The 20,772-nt window shown below is 61.8% G+C and carries 9 protein-coding genes; 1 reads left to right on the forward strand and 8 read right to left on the reverse strand.

Going from position 1 to position 20,772, the window contains the following annotated elements; all coding sequences use genetic code 11:
• Positions 1-53: 53 nt before the first annotated feature.
• The 6 genes from ACLB1Z_RS02260 to ACLB1Z_RS02285 form a co-directional block, all read right to left on the reverse strand.
• Positions 54-1,157, reverse strand: coding sequence for a poly(3-hydroxybutyrate) depolymerase (locus tag ACLB1Z_RS02260; RefSeq protein ID WP_409561851.1), 1,104 nt, complete (start codon positions 1,155-1,157; stop codon positions 54-56).
• A 248-nt stretch (positions 1,158-1,405) separates the two neighbouring features.
• Positions 1,406-3,475, reverse strand: coding sequence for a penicillin-binding protein 1C (gene pbpC / locus ACLB1Z_RS02265; protein WP_409561852.1), 2,070 nt, complete (start codon positions 3,473-3,475; stop codon positions 1,406-1,408).
• A gap of 111 nt (positions 3,476-3,586) precedes the next feature.
• Entirely contained in the window at positions 3,587-8,905 is a 5,319-nt protein-coding gene (locus ACLB1Z_RS02270; protein ID WP_409561853.1) for an alpha-2-macroglobulin family protein, read from the reverse strand.
• 378 nt (positions 8,906-9,283) lie between these two features.
• Positions 9,284-9,859: a hypothetical protein gene (locus tag ACLB1Z_RS02275; protein ID WP_409561854.1), complete on the reverse strand. Its 576-nt coding sequence runs from the start codon at positions 9,857-9,859 to the stop codon at positions 9,284-9,286.
• Positions 9,860-10,018: 159 nt separating this feature from the next.
• On the reverse strand, positions 10,019-12,409 hold the full coding sequence (locus tag ACLB1Z_RS02280; RefSeq protein WP_409561855.1) for a hypothetical protein: 2,391 nt from the start codon (positions 12,407-12,409) through the stop codon (positions 10,019-10,021).
• A 154-nt stretch (positions 12,410-12,563) separates the two neighbouring features.
• Entirely contained in the window at positions 12,564-13,172 is a 609-nt protein-coding gene (locus ACLB1Z_RS02285; protein WP_409561856.1) for a TetR/AcrR family transcriptional regulator, read from the reverse strand.
• Between the two features lie 83 nt (positions 13,173-13,255).
• Between ACLB1Z_RS02285 and ACLB1Z_RS02290 the strand changes: the two genes are divergently transcribed.
• The gene (locus tag ACLB1Z_RS02290; protein WP_409561857.1) at positions 13,256-14,170 is read left to right on the forward strand and encodes an SDR family oxidoreductase; all 915 of its coding nucleotides are present in this window, start codon (positions 13,256-13,258) and stop codon (positions 14,168-14,170) included.
• Between the two features lie 29 nt (positions 14,171-14,199).
• Here ACLB1Z_RS02290 and ACLB1Z_RS02295 read toward each other — a convergent pair whose 3' ends face one another.
• Positions 14,200-16,668, reverse strand: coding sequence for a transglycosylase domain-containing protein (locus ACLB1Z_RS02295; protein ID WP_409561858.1), 2,469 nt, complete (start codon positions 16,666-16,668; stop codon positions 14,200-14,202).
• A 717-nt stretch (positions 16,669-17,385) separates the two neighbouring features.
• Positions 17,386-20,754 carry an ATP-binding protein gene (locus ACLB1Z_RS02300; protein ID WP_409561859.1) on the reverse strand — a complete coding sequence of 1,123 codons (3,369 nt, stop codon included), beginning with the start codon at positions 20,752-20,754 and terminating at the stop codon, positions 17,386-17,388.
• Positions 20,755-20,772: the final 18 nt, after the last annotated feature.

Here is a 20,772-nt window from a genome sequence, read left to right on the forward strand (position 1 = left end):
TGCCCCTGATGCGCCGATCTTATTGGTTGCCCGACGTTTGTTGCTGGTAGGCTTTATGCGCCTCCGCCGGGCGCTTGCAAGGCATCTAGCATACGATTCACTGCGGCAATCTGCGGCGCGTCACGAGTTAAATACTGCGGCCCGGTATAACCCCACCAATCCCAACAGCCTTGGGGGTTGGCGGCCGAATCCGCCACCTGTGGAAAAAGCACGATGAAGCGGTTGGTGTCGGCCCATCGCGCGAAGCCCGATTCCTTGATGAACGTGTCGCCGACCGCCTCGCGATTCTGGGCGCAGCCGTGAAAGGCGATGTGGACGCGGCAGCCGGGCGTCTCGGTGCAGGACTTCGGCACGTAGACGACGCCGGTTTCCGCAAGCTCGGCGCTGTTGTCGTCACTTACGAATGGACGCTGATCGAAGTCAAAGAAGTTGCCGGAGAGCGTCGTCGCGCGGGGCCGGAGATCGCCGTAGATGAATTTCAATAGCGCGCCAGCCTGATCATAACCGCAGTTGACGACGTAGGGTTCGCCGGAAACGCTGCAGGCGCTGCCTTCATCGTCGGTGACGAATGCGTGACCCGCAGGCAGATCGGAGACAAGGTCGATGTTGGCTTTCGGCACGCCGAGCTTTTCGTAGAATTCCGACGCGTGCCTGACGATCGCGGGGGCGACGGTGCGATCGGACGTGCCGGTGAAGAGATAGATGCGGTCGCGGACGACGTCTGCGATCGGATCGATCTCGCCTTTGGCGGCGCGTTCTTCGGCTTTCTTCGCGAGGTCTTCGGGATCGGAGACGCCCCAGATGCCGAGCAGGTTCAGCATGCAGCCGTTGACGGCCTTGCTGAGATTCAAGATTGCCGTGCCGGTGCCTGGCATGGTGTTGGCGAAGATGCTCTCGGAGCAGCCGTAAGGGCCGCCTGCGATGATGGCTGCGCCGACGACGCGCTTGGCGTGTGCCATCTGGAATTGACCCGCCATATAGGCGCCCGATGAGATGCCCGAGACGGATGTTTCATCAACCTTGGCGCCAAGTGCGGGCAGCGGTCGCGCCGAGGACGCATCGTGCTGCGCGTCGTTGCAGCCGCCGTTTGCAATGGCGACTGCGATCAGGGTGAAGGCGAGCGCGAAGCTGCGGAAAAAGGAATGGCAACACATCATAGGGCGTTTGAAATCCAGAATGCGCGAAGCGTCAAAAATGGAATACGCAGCACACTCTGCACCATCGGCGTTCCGGTTCCAAATGGGACTTTTGGTACCTGCCTCGCATTAAACATCACGTCGAGCGTTCGTGCGTGTCGCTCATCTACGCACGAATTCTGACTTAGCTCGTCTCTCCTCGTTGATGGGCGAGCGTGAACGGCGGGTGCAAATCCGCTCGCGGCGGCAGAAACCAGGGCTAGTTGCCGTCATCGTACACGAATTGCGGAGCGGTCGGTGCGGCCGTTTGCGTCGATGACGGTCAGCTTGGCGAAGCCTTCGGTGGGTTGCCATGTGGCTTCGCGCGTGTGGGTATCGGACGGAATGGGCTTGCCGTCTATGAGCCACGTCAGCGGCAGCGCGCCGCCGTCGGCTTTCAAGATCAGCGGATCGCCGTCGAGATCGGATTCGGCGATTTCCGATTGATCGGGCGGGAAAGAGATCAGCACCGGCGGTTCGAGAAATTTTCCGGCGACCGGATCGTCGCCGGGATCGCGCCAGCGTTTCAGCGGGGCGGGAAGCTCGGCGTTCGTCGCGCGGATGGCGTTCGCAGGCGCGCCGCGCAACGGCGTGCGGCCGCCGGGAACGCGCTCGAACGCGTCGAACAACATCGGCGCGGCGGCGCTGCGGCCGACGAGGCCGGGAATGCTCGAATTGTCCGGCCGGCCGACCCAGGCTGCGATCACATATTTGCCGTCGTAGCCGATCGCCCAGGCGTCGCGATAACCGTAGGATGTTCCGGTCTTGTAGGCGAAGCGTCCGCCCTTGGCGTTTAGCGGAGGCGGCGCGTCCTTCAGAATATCGGTGACGTACCAGGCGGCGAGCGGCGACATCAGGCGGTGCGCATTGACGAGCGGCTTCAGATGCGACGTTGCCCAGACCTTGCCGCGCTCGCTCCAGCGATGCGTCAGCATGATGCTGTCACCGCCGCGCGCGAGGGCCGCATAGAGTTGTGTCATGTCTTCGAGCGTCAGTCCCGTGCCGCCGAGCGCCATCGCCAGCGTCGGCTCGGATTTGTCCGGAAAGCGGGCTTCGACACCGGCGCGGCGGAAGCGGCCGACGAGCTTGCCCGGTCCAACGCGCGCGAGCACGCGGACGGCTGGGACGTTGAACGATTGTTCAAGCGCTTCGCGGATTGAAACGGTGCCGTGATAACCCTCGTCGAAATTTTTCGGCGCGTAGGAGCCGAAGCGGACGGGCCGGTCTTCGATGAGCGTTTCGGGATGCGCGAGACCGGCTTCGAAGGCGAGGCTGTAGATGAACGGCTTCAGCGTCGAGCCGGGCGAGCGTACGGCGGTCGCCATATCGACTGCGCCGTGGCGGTCCTTGTCGAAATAATCGGCGGAGCCGACCTCGGCGAGAATTTCGCCGGTCTGGTGGTTGGCGACGATGATGGCGGTTGAGACGTTGTCGCCGATCAATCGGGCATGATCCTGCGCGAGTTGTTCGAGGCTTGCCTGCAGATTGCGGTCAAGCGTCAGTTTGATGACGCTTTCGGTCGGATGCGCGGCGACTTCGCTTTCCGACAGATGTGGCGCGAGCAGAGGGAACGCGTAACGCGCTGACGGGATGCGTTCGGCCTTGGCGCGCTCGGCTTCTGCGGCAGTGATGACGTGTGCGGCAACGGCGCGATTCAGCACGCGATTGCGGGCGTGCAATGCGGCTTTCGGGTTGCGGTCGAGACGGCGGACCTCGGGCGACTGCGGCAGGGCGACGAGCAGCGCGCATTCGCCCAACGATAAATGTTTCGGTTCCTTGCCGAAGTAAGCGAGCGAGGCTGCGCGGACGCCTTCGAGATTGCCGCCGAAGGGCGCGAGACGAAGATAGAGTTTTAAAATTTCGCGTTTTGACAGCGCGCGTTCGAGTTCGATGGCGCGGGCCATCTGGCGAAGCTTGCCGCTGGCGGTGCGTTCGTGGCGGCCGTCAAGCAGGCGAGCGACCTGCATTGTTAGCGTCGAGCCGCCGGAGACAATCCGGCCGTGACGCAGCATCTGCAGCGCGGCGCGGACGACGGCTTTGGAGTCGATGCCGTGGTGGACATAGAAGCGCTTGTCTTCGAAGGCGAAGAGCATTTTCAGATAGTGCGGATCGACGTCTTTCGGGTCGAGCGGCAGGCGCCACATGCCGTCGGTCGTGGTGAAGGCGCGAAGCAAGCGGTCATCGCGGTCGACGACGGTGGTCGAGACGGCCTTCGCGTTTTCGAGCGGCAGCGGTCCGGCATCGGCGAAGGCTTTGAGATAGAGCCCGTAGGCGCCGCCCGAGGCGACTGCGAGGACCACAATCCCCGCAATCGCGATGCGTCTCAGCGTGCTCCTCCCTCCATTCAAGAAATGGAGAGAGGAGATCTTGCTTCTAAGCGATGTCAAACGAAGCCCCAGCCGCACGTCGCGTCACTCCTTCAGCGAGACGGTCAGCGTGCCGGCCGCGGAGCGGGCGTAGCGTTCCGGCCGATACATGTCTTCGACGGTTGCCGCCGGATAGACGAACGTACCGGGCGTCACGGCGCGAACGATGTAGGCAAGCATTGCCGTTGTCGGCGCGGGCTTCGCTTGCGACGTGCCGTCGGGCTGCGTGACCGTGTTGTCGCTGGTGTCGCCATTCTCGCTGTCGGAAGACGAAGCCACGGCTCCGAAGTTGAAGGCCGCAACAAAGCGATCGTCGCGGAACTCGGTATGCTCGGGTGCGGCCGTCGATTTCAACCAGGAAAGGTTCGCGATCGCTCCGCTTTCGACGAGATGCGGGTTTTCGATCTCGAAGCCCGCGGGCAAGCGATCGACGACCATGACGCGGCCCGCCGGATCGTCGGACGTGACCTTCACGACCATGACGAAGCGATCGTTCTGCTTCACCTTGGCCTTGCCGCCTGTAAGGCTTGCGAGATCGATCTTCTTGCCATCGACCGTGTAGGCCTCGCGTTCGATCTTGAAGCCTTTCGAGACCGGCGGCTCAGGCGTGAGTGCCGCGCCGAGAACCGAGATGACGGCATCGACGGCGGTGTCGCCGTTGTTGGTGATCGTCAGCGCGCCATTCTTCAATTCGGCGGGCGTCAGACCCTTCAGCAACGGGCCGTTCACCGGTTTACCGTCCACGGCGAGCGTCGTTGCTTTCACCTCATCGTTCAGAGCTTTCGCGGCGAGCAGCATCCAGGCTTGTTCCTGCGTGGATGTGTACGTGCGCGTCTCGTAGGCCTTGGCGATGACGGTGGCGAGCTTCGGCTGCTCTTCCCGCGCAATGCCGGTTTCGGCGGCGAGCGTGACGAGAGCTGCGCCATCGCGAAGCGTCGAGCCGTAGTCGCTGCGATAGCCGCTATCGGGCGTATCGGGCATTGCGACGAGAGCCGCCGAGAACGTGCGCTCGGCGCGTTCCTTGTCGCCCATCATCGCGAGCGCGGCGCCGATTTGCGCTTTTGCCAGCGGCGTCGAGAAGCGGTCGATGCGTTCGTCGGCGTAGTAGCGAAGATCGCCGATGGGTGCGCGGGCGTTGCGGGCGAGAACATAGAGCGCATAGGCCCTGTCTTCGCCGCCCTTCTCGAAGTCGGACGCATAAGCGATGAAGTTTTGCAGCCGGTCGAGCGCGCGATTGAAGTTCTCGCGCGGCACGTCGTAATTCGCTTCCTTCGCACGGGTCAGGAAGTCGGTGACGTAAGCCGTCAGCCATAAGTCGGTGCTGTATGGACCCCAGACGCCGAACGCGCCTGTCGAGTCCTGCATTTCGAAGACGCGGCCGATGGCTTTCTGGACGCGCTCCTTCAGCTCTTTGTCCTGTGCGATCCCAATTTGAGCCGCGACCGCATTGGCGACGACAAGCGGCATCGCACGCGATACCGTCTGCTCGGCGCAGCCGTAGGGATAGCGGTCGAGCTGGGCGAGAAGCGTCGGCACGTCGAGACGCGCGGCCGGTCCGACCGACATGTTGATCCGCGTGCGTGACGGGATCAGATCGTAAGCGATGTCGGACGAGACGACGAGCTTGCCGCCGGGCTTCAGCGACGAAATCGTCGTGCGCTTGATGTCGCCTGCGGGCGGGAAGACATTGAACGTCATCTCCCGCTTGACGGCGATATCGTTCGGGCCGGTGACGACAGCCTTCAGCGTAATCTCACCAAGCTCGGTCGGCTTGAAGACAACACGCTGCATGATGCGTTCGCGCTGCTTCAAGTCGGCCGTCTTGTCGGCAACGGGAGAGAGCGTTTCGTTGCGGTCGTCGCCGGTTTTTTGCGACAGCGTGAGTTTGTACGGCGCGGCCGGCCCATCGACGTTGTGGATCGAGAAGCCGAGATCGACCTCGTCGCCAAGCGTCATGAAGCGCGGCACGGCGGCCGTCAGCGCAACGGCGTCGCGGACGATCAAATCGCCCGAGCCATGGCCGACCTTATCCTTGCTCCAGGCAACCGCCATGAAGCGGACGGTGCCGTTGAAGTCCGGCAGATCGAACGACACGCTCGCAGTGCCGTCGTCCTTCACCTGTACGATGCCGGAATAGAGCGAGACGACCGTTTCGACCGTCGGATTGCCTTGCAGCGCCGCGGTGCCGTCGCCGCCTGAGCGGAGCTTGCCACGGTCAGCGCGCATACCGTCGATCAGCTTGCCGTAGAAGTCGCGGATTTCGAATGACAGCTTCTGCTGCTGACCGAACCACTTCTCCGGGGCGGGCGTTTCGAAGCGGGTGAGGTTTAGAATGCCGAGATCGACAGCCGCAACTACGACGCGGGCGTCTTCGCCGGGTGCCAGGCCTTCGACCTTCAGCGGCACGTCGACGTGTGCGCCGGACTTCACCTTGTCGGGAAGTGTCACGGCAACTTTGAGCTGCTTGCTGCTCTGGTCAATCGGCAGCCAGCGGATGCCGATGGCGCGGCTCGGCATACGCTTTGCGGCTTCGTCCATTGGGCGATAGAGGATCGCGGTGGCGTAGGCACCCGGACCCCAATTGCTATCGACGGGAATGTCGATTTCGCCGCCACCCTTGGCGATATCGACCTCTTTCATCAGGTCGAGACCGGTGCCGAGCACGGCGACGAGCGCCTTGCCGCCCAGCTTCGACGCGATGCGCAGCTTCGCGGTGTCGCCGGCTTTGTAGTTGTCTTTATCCAGCGCGACGTCGAGCTGCTCGGGTGAATCAACTGAGTCGCCCGATGTGTACCAACCGGCGTTGAAGATGATGCTCGAGGCTGGGCCATCGGCATCGTTTGACGCGACGTCGAGGCGGTAGCGTCCCCACTGGATCGGCTGCGAGATCTTGGCAGCGCCGTCTGCGGTGACGGAGAGAGGGCCGCTGCCGATTTTGCGCTTTACGGTGACGGCGTCATAGGTCCACGTGCCATCGCGGCGATACCACTGCCACGTCGTATCGAGGCGCGTCAGTGTCCAGGTGAGGTTGCTCGACGCTTCGGCTTTACCGTCGGAGCCGAGCAGCACGACGTTGAATTCGGCGGGCTGGTCTTCTGGCGCGGTGAGGTTGTCGAACAGCGGCTTGATGCCGACGCGTTCGAGTTTCAGATCGACGGGCAGCGTGATGTTGCGCTCGATGGTGCGGCCGCCGTCTTCGCGCAGCTTCACGGAGATCGAAGCTTCCAGTGGCTTCGGCGTTTTCGGCATCTGCGGCAGCGTGATCGGGATCGACGCCTTGCCGTTCTGATCCATAGCGAGGTTCGACGGCAGCGCTTGGCGTACCGGCGTTACGAACTCGTCAGCTTGGCCGAAGATATAGCCGGTATAACCGGGAACGTCCCTGTTCGATGCCTTGACGACGACTTCGCCTTCGAGGCCGAGCCCAGCGGCGGGCGGGCCGTAGAGATAGCGGCCATCGGCGTCAATCGCTTGGTTTTCATCCGGCGCGAGCGCCTTGATTTTCGATGAGAGCGTCATGTCGAGGCGTTCGGGGACGAAATCTTCGACGAGGAATGACCGCTCCGCGATCGGCTCTGATTTCGGATCGGTATAGAGCTTCGCACGCCAGGTGCCGGTCATTGCGGTCTTGGCGAGATGCACGACGTGCGCGCGGCCGCCGAGACCCTGATCGTTCATCAGGAAGCGCGTCTGCTCAACGCCATCGGGCCGGAAGACCATCAGCGTCGCCGGGACGGATGACGATTTGCCGAACTGATCGCGCACGAGCGCCGTGACGTTCACGTCCTCGCCGCCGCGATAGACACCGCGCTCGGTATAGACGTAGGCATCGACGGGGCCGGACGGATCGCGGCCCTGCACGCCGCGGTCGGAGAGATCGAAGGCGTTGAGCGTCAGATCGAGGAAAGCGTATTCGCCTTCGCCTTTCTGTGCGACGAGGATTGCGGGCGCCGAGCCGCCTTCGCCTTTGGTGATCGCGGCGTCGAATTTCGCATATCCGTGTTCGTCCGTGGTCGCAGTCGCGAGCACTTCGTTGTTTTTGGCAATCAGCTTCACAGACGTGCCGCCGACAGCGATGGCGTCGCTCAGCGAACGGACGAACGCGTGCACGCCGTCATTGCCGCTGAACGCGGTGAGGCCGAGGTCGGAAACGATGAACCACTGCGTCGCGCGTTCATAGCTCTCCTGCTTTTGCTTTTCGGAGGGCTTGGCGACCATGACGTAGACACCCGGTTCGAGCTTGCCGGTGGCGTCGGTCACGGGCACGGCGGTCGTCACGTCCTCGTTGAGCTTGGAGGCAATGTCCATCTGGCCTTCGTAGACCTTGATGCCCGAACGATCGCGAATGTTGTCGACGTCGTAGCTCGAAAGCTGGCGCGCCATGTCGCCGTTTTGCAGCGTCGTCGCGAGGTTACGGTCGCCGATGCGATAAACTTCGACGTCGATCTTGCTGGTGTTCGTCGTCGTTACCGGAATGCCCTGCTGGCCGCGTGAGGGCAGCACATAGGCTTTGCCGCCGAAGCGGACGTACGGCGTGCGGTCGGGAATGTAGACGGCGATGTCGGAGGTTTTCAGCAGTTTCTCGCCGATGTCGGACGGCAGTCCGGCACGGATCTGAACCTGATAGCGTTCGCCGTACTTCAGGCCTTCGAGGCAAAGCTGTTTTCCGTCCTGCACGAGGTTTTGCGGGTCTTTGCCGCCGACGGAAATGAATTTCGCGACGTCGGTCTGCGTGCGCGACAGGTCTTCAGAGAACTGCAGGCAGAGGCGCGGTGGCGTCGCGTCATTATCGGTCTTGTAATCGGTCATGCGGAAGCCGTACTGGCCGCGCAGCTTGTCATACATTTCGCGTGTGGTCTGGTCGTCGGCGAGCGCGAGGCTGAGGCTCAGCGCGTCGATCGCGGGACGCCAATAGGAGCGGGCCTCGAGCGTGCGCCCGAGCACGTAAAGCGCGTGGGCTTTCTCGTTCTTATCGGTTGCGCGCTGGTAGCCGGTGTAAGCCGCGCCGGAGGCATAGATCGCGAGATCGTAGCGTTCGCTCGTATTATTGGGATCAGGCGGAATGGCGAGAAGCGCTTCGGCGAGGCGCGTCCAGGCAGCAGAGTCCTGAGCGTTTGCCGAGACGACATTGGCGAGCGCGCGAGAGGCGGCCCGCGGATCGCTCGCAAAGTCTTTTTCGGCCTGAGCTTTCAGCGCGGCGGGCGTTTTGCCGTCCGGTTTCCAGTTGGCCTTGAGATAGGCCTCATAGCGTTTGGCATCGGCGGCGATGCCCTGATGCAGGAACGGTTTGGGATCGGCGCTGGCGGTTGCGAAGGTCCCCAGCATGAGCGTGAAAACCGCTGCAAGGCGCGCGAGGAAAATCATGGGGGTGGCATCCTGTGTGAAAGCCTCGACGTCCGAGTGCGCGAGCACGCGGTCTCACGCGCTCAACGAAGCTCTGGTGGAGTATCGCCAGTTGGCGTTTCAAGCAAAAGACCAACAAGGTCCAAAGGCCGAAGCGCGGCGATAATTAGGAATTTCCGGTGCTTGCGCGTTCTTGCGGCCTTTTTCCTGCGTTGGCTCAGGCAAGCAATTTATCATCGCGCCGAGAGGCGGGGATAAGTTTCGGTTTGGGGAATTTTTGAAAGGTGTTCGACTTCTCCCTTCGGGGGCGAAGTCGAAGGCGTAAAAACGCAAATGCCACCTTCGGCATGAAGCCGAAGATGGCATTAAAGATCTGCGGTGTCGCCGATGGCAGCTTCGTTAATGACGCGGGCGCAGCGGGAGCGCGTTGGCGTCGTCCGACTGGGCGGCGATGATTTCCGGCGAGAGCGCTTCGGTGCGCGGCAGTTTCCGCGGACGGGCACGCTTCCAGAGCTTCTCAAACGAGGCGAGCGCGAAGACGGCGTTCGTCGCATCATCGCCGTGGTAAAGCTCGAAGGCGTCGCGCTTGGTGGGATCGCGGCGGAGGCAATCGCCGATCCAGACGCGCGTCGATCCGACGGTCAGCTGTTCGTGGGCTGGTGCGAAGCTCGCCTCGCCGAGAACACGATATTCCACATCTGCGACGTCGAGGAGTGACGGTGACGACGGTTCTTCGACGGTCGTGTCTCCGACGACAAGGAGAATGCGTGCGCCTGCGATCAGGCCATCGGACCAGGCGGCATGAAGCGCGCGCGCGGCCGGGCTATCCGGGTTGCGGACAAAGAGCGTCAGGCAAATTTCACGTGCCGGATCTCCACCGCGGGCAGTGAAGGCCTCGCCGATGAAGTCCTTGAGCCGTGCTTCCTTATCCGTTCGAGACATCATCATTGGCCGCGAAGGTGAAGCGATGCGCATTTATTCTTTCCCATTTCGAGCCGGTCATGTTCGGAGATCGAACTGCCCCCCGCTGGGCATCCGGCGACCCCATTAAGCCAAGAAGAATGTTAAACAAGCGTTGCGGCTCGGTTCCTTTTAAGGCGAACATCGTTATCCCGTTTTCTATCCAACGCTTTTTCATTCGGCGGCGGGTGGGGCGATGCGGCGAATAAAGGCGCGGTCGTCGTCCGAGAGCTGATCTTCCGAATGAAATGCGACGATCCGGCCGTGATTCGGAGGGGTGGCGCGATCGGGCTGATCGTCGTCGGCATCGGTTAACACGACCTGCCTTTGCTTATCGAAGGCATGCATAGCGGCTTTCAACGAATCCGGCATAACGGCCTCGCTGACGGGAACGGAAAATGTTGCGGTTTCGCGCTGGAGGGTGACGCTGGCACGCGGTTCGACGGACCGAGGAATTGTCACGACGGTCGCCGGGCGGGGTTCGGGCAACGGCGGTGGCTCGCTCGGCGTGGCGCGGCTGGTGTTGCTGTTGGCGGCTTTGACGGTGACGTCGGCTTCCGGCTCGGGCTTGGCGACAGGGCGTCTGACGCGCGGCGCTTGCGGCGGCGAGAATTCCGGTTCCGGGCGGTAGATACCGGCGTAGGGGCCGAAGCGCGCTGCGTGCTCCGGGTCGATGGCGCCGTCGGGTCTGGCGCTGCGAATGTCGGCGTCGAATTTTGGACGTGGCGCTGGTTCGTCCGGTTTGAACGCGTCCGTTTCAATTTGCTGGGCGGCGTTGGGCGTGTGCTTTGTTTCCGGCGATGGCGCCGACGGCACGGGCGATGACGGCGCGGCATCGTGCTCGTCGATGTCGTGGCGGCGCAACTCGTTGCGTTCGGCGCGGCGGGCGGCACCCATGACGGCGCCGAGGATGATGTCGGACCAAGCGCCGTTCGTGAACTTATAGACGCGGAACGAGTCCGAGTTCGCAAACTTCGAACCCTGGCGCGCCAGCCGCCTCTGGACGCTGCCGGTCGTCGGCAGCAGCGTGCGCTTGAAAATCTTTTCGCGCTCGAAGCTCGCGAACAAGTTGGCCAGAAGCTGGGCTTCGACGCGCAGGTTCTCGCGTTCGGCCGGATTGAGACGCGGCGGCGCATCGAGCGGCACGGCAACGTAGTAATCGCCATTCATGTCGAAGACGACATGGCGGAACAGCTCGAAGTTTTCGCGGATCTGCTTGTCGCGGTGAATGTCGTTGAAGCGCGACAGGATTTCGATCACCGGACCGCGCTCGGCGGCTTGCATCTTCGGCACGAGACCGTCGAGACGGCCGCCGGGGCGCTTGCCCATCGAGACGAGGAAGAGACAAAGATCGACGAACAGCGCGACTGCAAGCGGAACATAGTCGCGCTTCGACAAGCCCGCCGCCTGATCGTCGGCGTTGCGCATTTCGGCAGGGTTCTCGACTGATTGTATCGCCTTCTTTTGCAGTTCGCGCAGTTGGTCGGCGGACGGCGGCATCTTGAACGACAGCAGGCCGTAGAAGGTCGTCGTCAGCCGGCGGAAGGCTTCGATGGTCGCTTCCGAGCCTTCGACGGTCGCGATCTCGGGCTTCCGCAGTTCAGGCAGTTGATCGATGGCTTTGACAACGCCGCGGAGCGCCATCTGCAATTGCGGATCGGGGCAGGTGACGGTGCCGTTCCGGCCGTCGCTGAAGGTTGTGCGCTCGGCGCGGTCGGCGAGATCGGAACGGATCTGGCGAAGCTGCGGATCGGTGCGGAAGGCGTTGAAGCCCGTCGCCGTCAGGTCAAGCTTGCGTCCAAGCGCGCGCATGAACTCATTACGCGTTCCCGTCTTGGGATCGAACGTAGAGGCGTCGGCCGAGACGATTTTCGTCAAGTCGCCGTTCAGTGCTTCCATATCCGTTTTCACGGCGCCGATCCGACCCTTCACAAAGTCGGACGCGAAGGAGAAACGCTGAGCATCGTCTTCGCGCATCTTCCGGCGCGGTCCGTCGCCCGGTTTCGAGTTTGGACATGAGGTGCCTTTCGTCTGTTCGAGTTGTGCCTTCTCTGTCGAGACCTGGGTGAGCTGGGTCAGCGTCGCCTGCAATTGTTCGAGCCGTGTCTCGGCGCCGTGCAGCGCGTTCTGGACTTCGGAGACGGCGCTTTCGGCCGAGCGCGTCGCCTCACCGCGGCTTTCGAGAACCTTCCAGTAAAACCCAAAGCCGAATCCGATCGAGATCAGCGACAGGAAGATATAGCCGCCGGCATAGGAAAGTTTCGTGACGAAGGGATGCGGGCGAAAAAGCTGGTCGAGCAGCCAGACGATCATCGTCATCAGCATCGCCACCGAGAAGCCGACGATGACGCGATGGACGATCGGCAGATCGCCCATGTTGGCTTCGATCAGTTCGAGCATGCCGACGTAGGTTGCGACCCAGGACAGCGCGCCGAGTCCGACAATGAGGATGGCGCGCTTCCAGTCGCGGGGAGGCTTTTGCTGCGTGTCTGCTTCGGCGCGTGCGTCTGCATAGAGGCGCAGTGAGCCTGCCTCGCCTCCGCGTTCCGCGCCTTTCCGGTTCATGTCTGCCAACCCTACCCAAGAGAGGCGTCAAGACTCCGCGGCCAGTCGGCGTTTTTGATGGTTAAACTGCGGCTGAGCAATGTCGGACTTCCGGCCGTTTTTCAGCGCGTCGATGAATGGCAGAGTGAGTTTGCATGCTGATATGACGCGAACGCTAAATCTCGGCCTTCAAGTTGGAGAAAGCTCTTCGAAGATATTTGGAGACGGGGTGTGCACCGTTGTCTGCAGCCCAAGCTTCGGTCGCAAGCCGAAGAGCTCCGACCGATGCCATTGCGACGAGCCTGAGGGCCTGCTGTCTTCCTGGCTGGGGCCATAGCGTTATCAAAGCTTGGAAAATCGCTTCTTCCTGTTTGATATATTTTACCTGCTTGCTCGCGCGCAGGGTTTCCGTGGAACGCAAAAGCCGATCAATGACAATGTTGTCGTCCGAGTTGTAAGCGGACGCGAGCTTCAGCATCGCGTTGGCAACAGCGTCGAATGGTTCCTGATCCGTGGTTTCCGTCAGCACCGCGGTCCGCAACGTTTCCGCAATGCCCGACTGCCACGCCAGAAGAATGTCTTCTTTCGACGAAAAATACGAAAAAACGGTGCGCCGGGAAATCTCGGCCGCTTCCGCAATATCGTCCAGGGTGGTCTCGTCGTAGCCGTTTTTCACGAACAGCCCGAGCGCCGTCTCTGCGATGCGCTGCCTCGTCTCGAGCCGCTTGCGCTCTCGAATTCCAGTATCCTGCGGAGCGGCTTCCTTTTTTTTGTCGTCGGACAATTCCCAACCTTCTTGTAAATTTGCACTCAGTGCAATATCTTTTGCACTCAGTGCAGTTTTGATTTCGAGAAAGGCAAAGATCAGTGCAACGTTGGACCGTTACCGATATGCCTTCTCAACAAGGTCGCTCAGCTATCGTCACGGGTGCCGGCGGACTCGGATTTGAGGATGCCCTAGCACTCGCAGGAGCTAGCGGCGAGGTGATCATCGCCGGACGCAACCCAGAGAAGGGCGAACAGGCTGTCAAAAGGATACGCGAGGACATTCCTGCTGCAAACGTTCGTTTTGAACTTTTGGATCTTGGCGACCTGCGATCCATCGCCGACTTCGGCAGTCGCTTGCGGGCGCAACGCGACAGCCTCGACCTACTGATCAATAATGCCGGGGTGATGATGCCACCGCAACGGCGCGAAACCCCCGACGGGTTCGAACTTCAGATTGGCACCAACTATATTGGTCATTTCGCACTTACTGGCCATCTTCTGCCGCTCTTGAAAAAAGGTAACAAGCCGCGCGTCGTTTCGCTTTCGAGTTTGGCAGCGCGCGACGGCCGCATCGATTTCGAGGACTTTCAGGCGAAGGGGCGCTACAAGCCGATGTCGGCCTACAGCCAGTCGAAGCTCGCCTGCCTTATGTATGCATTTGAATTCGAACGGCGCAGCCTAGCGCGGGGTTGGGGGATCTCCAGCATCGCGGCGCATCCAGGTATCTCGCGGACCGAGCTGTTGCCGAACGGGGCGGGAAGATTCAGCGCCGCGGGCCTCCTACGGTCGCTTGCCTGGTTTTTATTTCAGCCGGCGGCGCAAGGTGCGTTGCCGACGCTCTATGCTGCGACATCGCCATTGGCTGAAGGCGGCTCCTACTATGGGCCCAATGGCTGGAACGAACTGCGGGGCTATCCGGGGCTGGCAGCCGTGCCCGATCGCGCGAAAGATAGCGTCGTCGCATCGAGGTTATGGGCCTTCTCTGAAGCGCTGACCGGCGTCGAATATCGCTAGTTGGTTCCGCCAATCAGGCGCGAAAGTTTTCATGGGCCGTGAGCCGGCGCAGCGTCAGCTATTTTTTTTGTCGGTGTTCGCGTAGCTGCGACCGGCACTCCGCGCCGTCGCGGGAGGAAGTCGCGGCGCGGGTGAGATTTGGCGTCGTCTTCGAGGTCGTGAAGCAAGACGTCGAGCAGGGGTGCTGCGATCTGGGCCGCGTGCAAATGGCGAGCCCAGGGGCGCGATGCGTTTCCGGTCCCGACGAGTACGACATACGAATAAGCGGCGCCGTTCGTGAATTGCAATCCGCCCGAGGCCCAGGTGTCGACCGTCGCGTCGGGGTCCAGCGTGACGGAGGTTCCGGTTTTCGCGAAGTGCACTCGGAGGTCGCCACGGCGTCGCGCGCACCATTTGCTGAGGCTTCTCAGTGTGCCGTAGGATTGTCCGCCGGTCTGATAGCAAAGCGGGGCTTCGAGAAGCGCGCGGATCAAGCCGGTGGCGCCCGGGCGGATCAAGGCTTTCGGGATGATCGCAGGACTCGCCTGGGCCGCTATGCCGGCGCCGCCTTGGCCTTTCTGCGTGTAGTCGTATGCAGCGATCAGCGTTGGCGGGCGCATCGGCTGCGTGCTGCGGCCGATGAGAGACGCGAGAATGAGGCTCGACATGAAGTGGACGCGTCGCGGCGCGGCCGCCACTTGCCCGAGGACGACGGCGGTTGATGGCGGCGTGCCGCCTTGCGCGGCGGCGGGCGGCATCGTGAAACCGAAGCCGTCGATCAGCCGCTTGATCGGCGTTTGCCCAAGTTGCGCGCCGCGAGTGATGAGCGGCGCATTAAGCGAGCATGCAAACGCGACGATAGCTTTGCGGCTGCCGGTGCTCCCGCCTTTAGCGCATGTATCAAGTCCTTGCGCGGGCGCTTGCGGATCGGTGTAGAGACTGCCGGGTCCATCGCGGCCCTGGTTGGCGAGCGCGACGGCCAGGATCATCTTGCCGGTCGAAGCGACCTGTCGGCTTTCGAGTGATGGATCGTAAAAGCCGGTATCGGAGCGGCGGGCTGGGAGCGAGCCGAAGTAGGCCGCGGTCTCGCCGGATTCGTAATAGCGGACGATGTTGCCGTTGCCGTCGGCCGCGACGACGATGACGTTCGGAAGCGTCTTGTCCGCGGTTACCTTTTTCGGATCGAGCGTGAAGGCCGGGTCGATGCGGGAGGCCCATTTCGTGTCCAGGGCGCTCAGTTCCGCATTGATCTTGTCGCGGAAAGCGAGGTTGTCGCCGATATCGAAAGTCGTCGTCACGCCGCGGATGTAGTCGCGCCAGGCGAAGCCGTAACGCTGCTTCATCTCTTCGCGGATGCCGAAGCGCGCGGCGGGCAGCAGCAGGTTGGCGCGGATCATCGGGTTGGCTTCGGCGCGTTTCATTTCATGCGGCGCGAAGCGTTCGAGGGCGGCTTCGAGTTTTGGTTTGACTTTCGGATCGGGCGGCCCGCCCGCCAGGGCCATCAGCTCGAAGACGACTTTGCGCTGTTCGGCTTCGTCGGTGATGAGCTTTTCGGCGCAGGTGCGGGCACGCACCTCTGTGATGTAGCGCCAGCGGTCGAGGCGGACGGCATTCAGGCGGTCGCTGCCTTCGAGCAGGATGATCGGCTTGTTGACGGCTGAGGCGAGCACGAACTGCTCGGCAGTCGAGAGGTCTTTTGCTTCCTTGCCAAACACGACCTGGCTCGTGACTTCGACGCCGTGAAGAGGTTGGCCGCCGGTTCGCTGGGCGAGCCAGATGTGGTTCGCGGCCCATTGCTTCAGCAGCATGTCGTCACCGCCGCGCGTGAGGTCGCGGTAGATGACGGGCGCGAGCCACCATTCGCCGAACTTGCGTTTGAGCTTGTCGATGCCGCTTTCGTCGGCGCTTGGCGGGGTTTTGTAGATGACGCGCGCGAACTGCATAGGCAGCGTCGAGCCGCCAACGCCCAGAGAAGGGCGACCAGACGCGATCGTTCGCGTGACGGCGGTCACCGGAATTTTCAGGACGCCGAGAAGGTCGATGCCGAACGGATTGAGCGGACCGCCGAGATAACGATCTTCGTGGTACGAGAGGCAGCGCCAGTATTGTTCCGGCACTGTGCGCACGGGGATCGATTTGTGATCGGGGTTTGCGACGTAATCGCCGAGCGCGATGGCGCTGTCGGTATAGTTCACATCTCGCAGGCTATCGAGGCGCGGATCAAAGGTGCCGACGAAGTTACCCTTTGGGTCATAGATCGCTGTCGCGAGCCAGCGCTCGGCGTCGTAGCCGAGTTTGTCGTGCATAGATACATCTCCGAGGTAGCCTCGGATGGGCGCTGCGATATAGACTAGGATCAGCGCGAAGAAGACGTAGACGATCGCGGCTGTGAAGACGTGACGGAGCGGCCCGAGCTTCGGGTTGAACGCCACCGCCATCATCAGCCAACGCGCAATCCAACGCGGTGCCCAGAGGCAGAAGTCCGCGAGGGCGGTCAGATGCCGCAGAAGACGTAACATCGGTGTCGCAAAGCCGCGCTAATGCCGTCGCCAGGGACGGGCGGCGGCTCAGCACGGATTGTTAGTTGACCTTTGCGGCGTCAACTCAACGGACTCTGGGCGGTTTCGGTGCCCGGAGACGGCAAATATGTGGCCTGCGCTGGCAGCCGATAGCTGCAAGCGAGTGATATGACTTGTTGATCGGCAAGCCTGACGGCTCGCCGGATCAGAAGTTGTTCATAAGAATGAAAAGGCCGACGCCAACGGCCGGACCGATGAGGGCCGCAACGACCATCATCACGAATGGTTTCGCCACCATAACTCTTTACCCCGCACTCGAACTTTTAAGTTCTCTCCACTGTTACGCGCGGCCCTAAGCGATGATCCAACCGGTTTGCCCCCTCGGTTGCCGCATCTCATTCCACTGAAAGGAGCCGCCCCCGATCAGCGCTGCCGGGCATAAACCCCTCTTCCCAGCTTTATCAGGATACAGCCTTGCAAAAAAACTTGACAGGGCCTGCCTCGATTTTGCAGTCGCCGTAGTAGATCAGAGATCACATAGCGATTGATGCTTAACCCATAGGTCAGCGCATCGTTTTCTAATCGGCGGTAATTTTGTTTTATGCTGAGATATCAGCGTCTTGCCAGGTCATCATGCGGTCATGTTCGCACTCGCGGCGGCAAACTCTGGCCGCGCAACATCACACGCTGTGTCATGTTTTGAAACGCGAATTGAATTTATCTAACGTCGAACAGGCGTAGCTGCCGCTCGTCCGTGCCGCGGGTTTCGGCGGCCAATTGCTCGATCCGGTCGAAGGGCACTTGTTCGGCGCCGATCAGCGAACGCTGGGCCTTGATCGGCCGGACGAGACCTTCCTGAACAAGGTGGAATTCACCGACGGTTTGGCCCGGCAGCGCCAAGGCTGGGTCGAGGCCCGATTCCGACTGGAAGGCGGCCTTGAGCTTGCGAAGGGCGGTGTCTTCGCGAACGCGGCCGATGAACCAGCTCGTGATCTGGTCGCGGCTCTTATAATCGAGGTCGCCCGGCGACTGAGTGGCGAGCATCAAACCAAGACCGGCGGAACGGGCACGTTTCAGCAAGCTTTGCAGAGGCTCTGCGGTCGCAGGCTTTGCGTTGGCGGGAATGTAAAGGTCGGCTTCGTCGAACATGACGACGGCCTGCAGTTCGTCGTTCGGGTTGCGCTGACAGAAGCGCAGCGCTTCCGACAGGAACTGCGAGACCCAGAACAGGATGTTTTCGTTGTCGCCCAGGAAGCCCGTGTAAATGACGGACAGGCGTGTGCGGTTCGGGCGTTGATAACGGCCGAGGCCAAGCAGGCTTTCCATGCGCAGGCTTTCGCCGCCGCCTTCGAAGAGCGCGGCGTTGCGCAGGCGCAGCGAGTCCAACTGAGCGACAAGATCGCGGCGCAGCTTGCCCGACGGATCCATGCGCTGGGTCTGGTCGGTTAACTCCGGATGCTCGTCTTCGAGCAGATGGATCAGGTCGGCGAGCGTCACTTCGTTGGTCGACAGCGAGCCTAAGATGCGCAGCGCCACGGCGAGCACGCCGGACTGCTTCTGGTGGGTCGCGGAATTCTTCAGATGCAGCATTTCGCCGAGAGCGGCGGCCGACAGGTTTGCCAGCAACTGCTGCTCGTGATCGGGCAACTCGTTGATACCGTTCGGAAGCAATGTAATCGAGATCGGCCGGCCGGATGCGCGACCCGGAGTGTAAACGGCGACGTCAATCGCGTCGGCGAGTTTCTCGCGCTCCGAGCGACGGTCCGGCGTTTCGTTTTCGCTCGAACGCCAGACTTCGGGGTTGGCGTAGCTCGCAAGGTCGCCTTTGCGGTCGATCAGGACCGCGGGAATGCCGCGAAGCAAAAGCTGCTCGATGATTGAGAGCGCCAGGGTCGTCTTACCGGAACCGGAGCCACCAAGGAACGCCGCGTGGCGCTTTAGAACGCTCTTGTTCAGTGTCACGGGACGCGGCCCGCGCATGCCGTTTTCGCGGCCCGCGAGAATGCTCGCGCCGTAGCTGCCGTCTTCGTCGAGGATGACAGACATCGGAAGGTCGTCATCGTTGGCGGGAAGACCAGAGTCGTTGCCGTTCGGGTTCGCGCCGCGCGCCTGTTCGTTGGACAGCATGTCGAAGCCGTCGAGCGACGACTGCGGGTCGTCCATCTCTTTGGCGACGAGGCGGGGCACCGGGCGGCCGAGCAGATCGAGACGCAAAAGGTGCGTGATCGAGATCAGGCTGGACAATGGCTTTGCGCCTTCCAGCCATTGCGTCATGCTCGCATCGCCGCGATGATGCGCGGTGAACTCTCGTACCGTCATCATGCGTTCCCACTCGGGGATCGGCACGAGAAGCTGACGGCCGCCATTTTCGCGGAATTTCCGGAGCGCCTGGGCCGTCTGGTTTTTCGAGTTCGGGGGGAAGTCGCTCGCGCGGAGCATGAAGCAGGGCTTGCCCTGCATCGATGTCAGCACTTTGTCGAGCTGGCGCTTCAAGGCGCCCCCCTGAGTCTTCCCGTTGCAGATGAAAATGCGCACGTCGTTGGCAAATCCGGTGCGGTGACGCACGGTGAGATCTAGCGCAGGCAGCTCGTCGCCGAGTTCCAGTCTCTTAGTCGTGATCTCGATCGCCCTATTCCATTCTTCGCGTGCGAGCTGCAGAGCGCCGGACAATATATCGACGAGTTCACCCTCATCGGCGGGCATTTCGGCTTCGCTCTCGTTGGCGAAGCGTTCCCACATTTCGCGGAATTGGACGGCCGACAATGAGCCCGGCTGGTCGGGTTCGTCGTTGAAGCCGATTGCCTGGCCAAGCGCTTGCGCCAGTGTCGAGATGAAGGACGGACGCTCGGGTTCCGGCTCGCGGTCATCGCCTTCGGTCGAGGTCGCTTCGCGCAGGCGCGATTGGGCGTGCTCCAACAGGCGACGCGTCGACAGGCCGCCGAACTCTTCGAAGAACTGCGGGCCGAAGAATTGCGAGGCATCCGGGAAGCTCAAGCCGTCGCCGTTGACCTCGGAATGATAGGCAAGACGCTTCGATATTATGAGGCGCGCTTCTTCCGGCGTCCGGCTTTCGCGCAGCAGGATGGGACCGGATTTCTCGATGCGGTCGATGTAGGACTGCGCGACCAGGCTGCGCACCTGGCCGTAGAAATCTTCAAGGCACGAAATGATAATGATCGCGTTCGTCAGCCGATTGGCGATCTGGATGAGATCGCGCACGGCGCGCTGAAAACGATCTTCGGCGTTATCGAAGAAGCGCAGGTCTTCGACCTGATCGATGCAGAAGACGAGCGCGGCGCGATCGACCGTCCAGACGAGTGCGCCGAGCGCCTTGATGATCTCGAAAGCGCGATCTTCGCCGTCGTTCGGGTCGAGCGCGCTGACGGCTTCGTGCGCAATCGCCGTCAGATTACGGCCGTTGAGATATTGGCGCACGCGCTGGTCGATGCGCGGATCGCGGCGCTGCAGATAGAGAAGCGCGCGCACGATGTTGATGTCGAGTTCCTGGGTTTGGAACTTTTCGCAGGCGACGATCTGGTCGGCGAGACGCAGAATGAGCTGTGCGAGTTGCTTGTCGTCGAGCGTGTCGTCGCGGAGCTTGTCGAGGTCTTCGGAAGAGATCACCTCGGAATCGAGCACCATCCGGTTCGTCAGCCGCGACAGGGCGGATTCGCCGAAGCGATCCGGATCGTAGGGTTTTTCCAGCGAGTGCACGAGGCGCCGCAGATAGAAATCGGCGTAGTTCTGCACGTCGGGCGTCATCTGCGCGTAGCCGAAATAGCTTTGGCCCGTGCGATGCGAGTCCGTTCTGAGTGCGCGCAGAAGATGGGTTTTTCCGGCGCCCGACTGGCCGTGAAACAACAGGATGCGATCCTGCATGTGATAGCCGCGGCCCGAGGTGACGGCCGTCAGCAGATCGTTGAATTTCTGGCGCGCCTTGGCGTGAATTTCCGGTACGTCGACCGGGTCAGCGCGCCAAAGATCGTCTTCCCAGGTGATCGAATGCTCGAACGCCTCGCTCAGCTTGTCAGGCGCGAGCGAGGGGGCGAACGTCGACTGTTTGAGGGAAGCGCCTTCAACACCCATTGATCTAATCGAAATGCC

This window comes from Hyphomicrobium sp. MC8b (assembly GCF_905067615.1).
In the GTDB taxonomy this organism is placed as follows: domain Bacteria; phylum Pseudomonadota; class Alphaproteobacteria; order Rhizobiales; family Hyphomicrobiaceae; genus Hyphomicrobium_B.